Genomic DNA, 4807 nt, shown 5'->3' with positions numbered 1-4807 from the left:
ATTGGAGCTGCAATTTTAAAAAGATTAATCAATGCTTCTGGCAACAGACAAGTATCCTTAAAATTACAAGTCCTAAAAGTAAATCCAGCCAAGCGGCTTTATAAACGATTCGGCTTTAAGACAGTTGATAAGACAGAAACTCATATCATCATGGAAAGAAGTGTGGCATCACCAATTCATTAATCGGACAGCCCTCGCCAATCCTTGCCAACTTCTCTTTCCATAGTTACAATTTCCTTTGCAACAAACTCAACGTATTTGAGCCTGCATCCTAAGTGCGTGGCCGATATACCATTCGGAAAGCTAATTGTTAACCATCTGCGCCTTGAATTATAAATCGAAAGAGATACTATCGCTGCCGGAGTAGAATAGATTGTAAACTCTGTGATTATTGGTTAACGTTTATAATGACTATGGTTTGCAGATTACAAATACCAACGAATGAACAAAACATAGCGCCTGTTTGTGATTTCACGACCAGCTGGTGTTTAAATCATGGTTTGTCGAAAGTGGAATCTATCCGCTTTACGGTGGCTGTAAGTGAGCTTGTCACAGATATTATTCTGTTTGCCTATCCTGAAAACAGCCGGGAAAATTTTGAAATCGAATATCACTACAGTTTCCCGAACCTGGAAATTGTTGTTAGTGAATTAGGGGAACCATTTGATCCGGACAAACACACATATGATGCTAAAAAAGCACGGGAAGAAAGCAATTTTGAAGGTGCAGGTTTATTGTTAATGAAGGAGCTCAGTGATGAGTTTTCCTTTATCAACAAAGGCAAAGAGGGCAAAGAGTTCCGGTTATCAAAAAAAATTGAAATACATGATATAGATGAGCTGTTACAGCAGTCTGCATCCTTGCGTGAACCGGAGGTTGACCGTGATCAGCAAGAGAATCCCCATAAGAATATTGATGAATTTACAGTGAGCCGTATCCGGTCTGCTGATGCAGAGGAAATAGCAAAAATTTTCTACCGCACGTATGAGTACAGTTACTTCAAGGAGGATATGTATTTACCCAAAAAAATTGAGGAAGCTGTATTAAGCAAGGAAAAGCTCGGGGTCATTGCCCGGAAAGAGGATGGAGAAGCGATTGGATATTTTGGTGTAATGCAAAAAGAGGACTCGGATATCGCTGAATTGGGAGAAGCTATTGTAACGCCCAGTTATCGAAGAAATGGGGTGATGACCTCGATGATGAACCATCTCATCGAAATTCTAAAGGATCAGGGTGTGACAGCTTTATTTGCCAAAGCGGTGACCAACCATCTGGTGAGTCAAAAAGTGAATCACAAATTTGGATATGAAACTACGGCAATTTTGCTCGCCCTTTCAGAAAATATCAAGTACAAAGGATTTGATGAAGATTATCCACAACCGATTTCTGCTGCCCTTGAATTTTTACCCCTTATATATCCCAAGCAAAAATCAGTCTATCTGCCTGAGAAATACAAGGATTTTATTCTGGAGACGTATGAGGAACTTAGATTAGAAGTAGAACCAAAAGAAGTGACATCCACCCACTTGGCTGAAAAGTCAGATATAGATCTGAATGTTAACTATACCAGCCTGACCTCGTTGATAGTGGTCAATAAATATGGCAAAGATTTTCAGGAGGTACTCTCGAATATGGTCAGAAGCCTTGAGGAGAAAAATCCGTGTGTTATTTACCTGGATCTTCCACTGGAGAATGAATCGACGCCGGAACAGTTTTCAGAGGCGGTGTCATCAGAATTCATTTACTCCGGACTTATGCCTCAATTTCACCGGCAATCCGACTACCTTCGATTACAAAAAGTGTATTCATCCCTTGATCCTGACATTATTGAAATTTACTCCGATTTCGGAAATAAAATTAAATCACTTGTTGTAGATGAATATCATAGACATACATAAAGAGGGGCAGGTTTTATCAGTAACGGTTCATAGCCATTTCAATCTGCGAACAAAAAATAAGATTGAAAGCCTTCTGACTCCGGGAATCAATAAACTGACTATTAATCTGATTAATTGTAATTTTATAGACAGTGAAGGGGTGATTTTTTTACATGAGTGGTTAAAAAGCGGAAATGAATTACTTCTTAAAAAACCACCGCCCATTTTTTTTGAAATTCTGGAAATCCTGGAACTGGATGATTTATGGGATCTTGAAAATATCATAATAAACTAAATTCAAGTGTATGTCTGAACAAAAATCCAACTCTATGATCGATATTACAGATGAACCCAATCTTTGGGAGAGATTTTTTATGGTTCACTCTTTACTTGTTATTGGAAGCAGGGAAAAAAACGGGGATTATAATATGGCTCCTAAGCACATGGCGATGCCTTTGGGAATGGGGCCTTATATCGGTTTTATGGGAACACCCAGAAAGACGACGTATCAAAATATCAAACGCGAGAAAGTTTTTACGGTGAGTTACCCGCAATCCGATCAACTGGTTTTTTCCAGTATTACGGCGTCATCCCGGGACAAAGAAGATGAAAAACCGGCTATTTTAACGGTCCCTAAAGTAGATGCTCAAAAAATAGATGGTAAGTTTATCAAAGGTTCCTACCTGCAATTCGAATGCACTCTTCATGACATCATGGGTAAATTTGGAGAATGGGAGATGATTGTCGGAAAGATTGTAGCAGCGTATGTACACGAAGATGCAATCAGGAAAGAAGGGATTGAAGCCGATGATGCCAGCCTGATCAGTAATAACCCACTGCTGGCCTATCTGCATCCCGGCCGGTTCAGCATCATCAAAAAAAGCAACACATTTCCATTACCTAAAGACTTTAAAATATAATATGCAGGTCATGACAGAATCGGGACGTGAAATCCATACTTATTTTTTGGAGCATAAAGCTGATTTTATCGAACTGCTGCGCTCACTCGTAGAGCAGGAAACTCCCTCCGATGATCCTTCCTCTTTTAAAGAAGTATTCAGCATTCTTCGCAAAAGCTTCGAAGATTTAGGCTATAGTGTTGAACACAGGCCGGGTGAAACTACGGCGGGCGAGCTTGTTTGCAAACCGGATGATTTTGATCCTGATGCCCCAAGCCAGCTTTTGGTCGGGCATATTGATACGGTCTGGGATACCGGGACGCTCAACGAGATGCCGTTCTCAATTCAAGATAATATTGGAACAGGGCCGGGTATCTTTGACATGAAAGCGGGTGTTTGCATGATGATTTTTGCCATGAAGGCAATCAGGAAATTGGGCAGGTCTCCGGATGTACAGCCTGTTTTTATCATCAGTTCGGATGAGGAGATAGGCAGTTTTGAGTCGAAAGATATAATTGTTGAGGAAGCTAAACAGGCTGAACGAACATTTATTCTCGAACCTGCGCTTGGAAGAGAGGGGAAGATCAAAACAGAGCGAAAAGGTATCGGCCTTTATGAGATCGATATAAAAGGGACTCCATCACATGCAGGCCTTGACCCTGAAAAGGGTTCAAGTGCAATCCTGGCCCTCTCAAATATCGTACAGCAGTTAATTGAACTTAATGATCCGCTGAATGGCATTAATGTTAACATTGGAAAAATAGAGGGAGGAGAACGTGCGAACGTTATTGCTGCAAAAAGTAAAGCCATAGTGGATGTGCGGGTTCCTACAAAAGAGGACGGGGAACGGATTAATGAGCAAATTTATAATCTCAAATCTGAAGAAAAAGGGATTGAGGTTAAAATATCAGGAGGAATCAGGCGGCTTCCGCTGGAAAAAAAAGAAGCTAACCAGCGATTGTGGGAGATAACCCAATCTTTGGGCAATGAGCTGGATATGGAATTGCAGGAGACTGCAACGGGAGGCGTATCAGATGGGAATTTCACAAATTTATACTCTCCGACTATAGATGGCCTCGGTGCCGTGGGCGAAGGGGCACACGCCTATCACGAAAAAATATTTCTGGAGGAAACGCTCAAACGCGCCGAACTGCTGACTCTTTTATTACTACACCCCTCACTCAAGGTGGAACCGGAGACATAGTATATTTTATTTAAAATAGCGTGATTTCGACATTAAACTAAATACTTCGTCAGTTCGAGCGCAGTAAACGAACGCAAGTGAGTGCACGCAGTCGAGAACTCGATATTTCACTTAAGTAGAATAAGTTGAATTCTATTACTTAGACGTGCCTCTTACCTGCCGACTGTTATTCAGTCTATGTATGTGTCTGCTAATCAGCTAAATAAATATGTTAACCCTCTGAAGGCTGCTGAGGCACTATCCAGGCGATCACTTCGAAACAAGTGAACCCACAAAACTTCCAGTAGACAGAGTTAATCATTATACGTCAGCACGCGTCCCCAAAGGCTCTTGGTTCCCCAGATGCCACGCCGCAGGGTTTCGAGCTGTACAATCTGGCTGTTATCAACAAACAGGTTTACTTCCGGGCCGTAATTTTTGATGTACCATGCAAAGACTTCAGGATCGGCAGCTTCAAACATCAGCTTTTCCAGGCCGATTTCGTTGATAAACTCAGCCGGAACGTCTGTTCTCCACGGGTCGGCATTTTCGGTGATTCCTTCCGACTCAATCATAATCATATACGCGCCTGCATCAACAAAACGCTTCGCCTGTTTTACGGCGTAGCCTGTATCCAGCGTTCCTTCACTCTCCAGCTCGCCTTTGGCGGTATCGCCACCGGCACCAAACTGTATACCGATTTCAGGCTTGGCCTTGAGTCCGGCACTTTGCACTTTCTCAATCAATCGCAGCCAGTCGTCGGTGGGCAGGGTGATGAAACCTGCGGAGATTTCAATAATATCGAAGCCGTAATCCTTGCAGGTCTCAATGTACTTATCAACAGACTC

General features: G+C 42.0%; 5 protein-coding genes and 1 pseudogene. 5 read left to right on the top strand and 1 reads right to left on the bottom strand.

The annotated features are described in order from the left end of the window. From ACESM0_RS12755 to ACESM0_RS12735, 5 genes and pseudogenes are all read left to right on the top strand, one after another. A pseudogene (locus ACESM0_RS12755) lies at positions 1-183 on the top strand (GNAT family N-acetyltransferase); the annotation flags it as partial. 224 nt (positions 184-407) lie between these two features. Then, positions 408-1898: a GNAT family N-acetyltransferase gene (locus ACESM0_RS12750; RefSeq protein ID WP_372906587.1), complete on the top strand. Its 1491-nt coding sequence runs from the start codon at positions 408-410 to the stop codon at positions 1896-1898. Beyond that, positions 1876-2172, top strand: a complete 297-nt coding sequence (locus tag ACESM0_RS12745) for a hypothetical protein (RefSeq protein WP_372906586.1) — start codon at positions 1876-1878, stop codon at positions 2170-2172. The genes ACESM0_RS12750 and ACESM0_RS12745 overlap by 23 nt, the downstream gene beginning before the upstream one ends. Before the next feature lie 10 nt (positions 2173-2182). After that, on the top strand, positions 2183-2797 hold the full coding sequence (locus ACESM0_RS12740; protein ID WP_372906585.1) for a flavin reductase family protein: 615 nt from the start codon (positions 2183-2185) through the stop codon (positions 2795-2797). A gap of 10 nt (positions 2798-2807) precedes the next feature. Further along, the gene (locus ACESM0_RS12735; protein ID WP_372906584.1) at positions 2808-3980 is read left to right on the top strand and encodes a M20 family metallopeptidase; all 1173 of its coding nucleotides are present in this window, start codon (positions 2808-2810) and stop codon (positions 3978-3980) included. Between the two features lie 293 nt (positions 3981-4273). Here the strand turns inward: ACESM0_RS12735 and ACESM0_RS12730 are convergent. Next, positions 4274-4807, bottom strand: a 534-nt coding sequence (locus ACESM0_RS12730) for a phosphosulfolactate synthase (RefSeq protein WP_372906583.1), incomplete at its 5' end; no start/stop codon positions are given.

It is taken from the genome of Rhodohalobacter sp. (assembly GCF_041686455.1).
Lineage (GTDB): Bacteria > Bacteroidota > Rhodothermia > Balneolales > Balneolaceae > Rhodohalobacter.
Note: the sequence above shows the minus strand (reverse complement) of the source record. Positions and strands in the feature narration are given on the sequence as shown.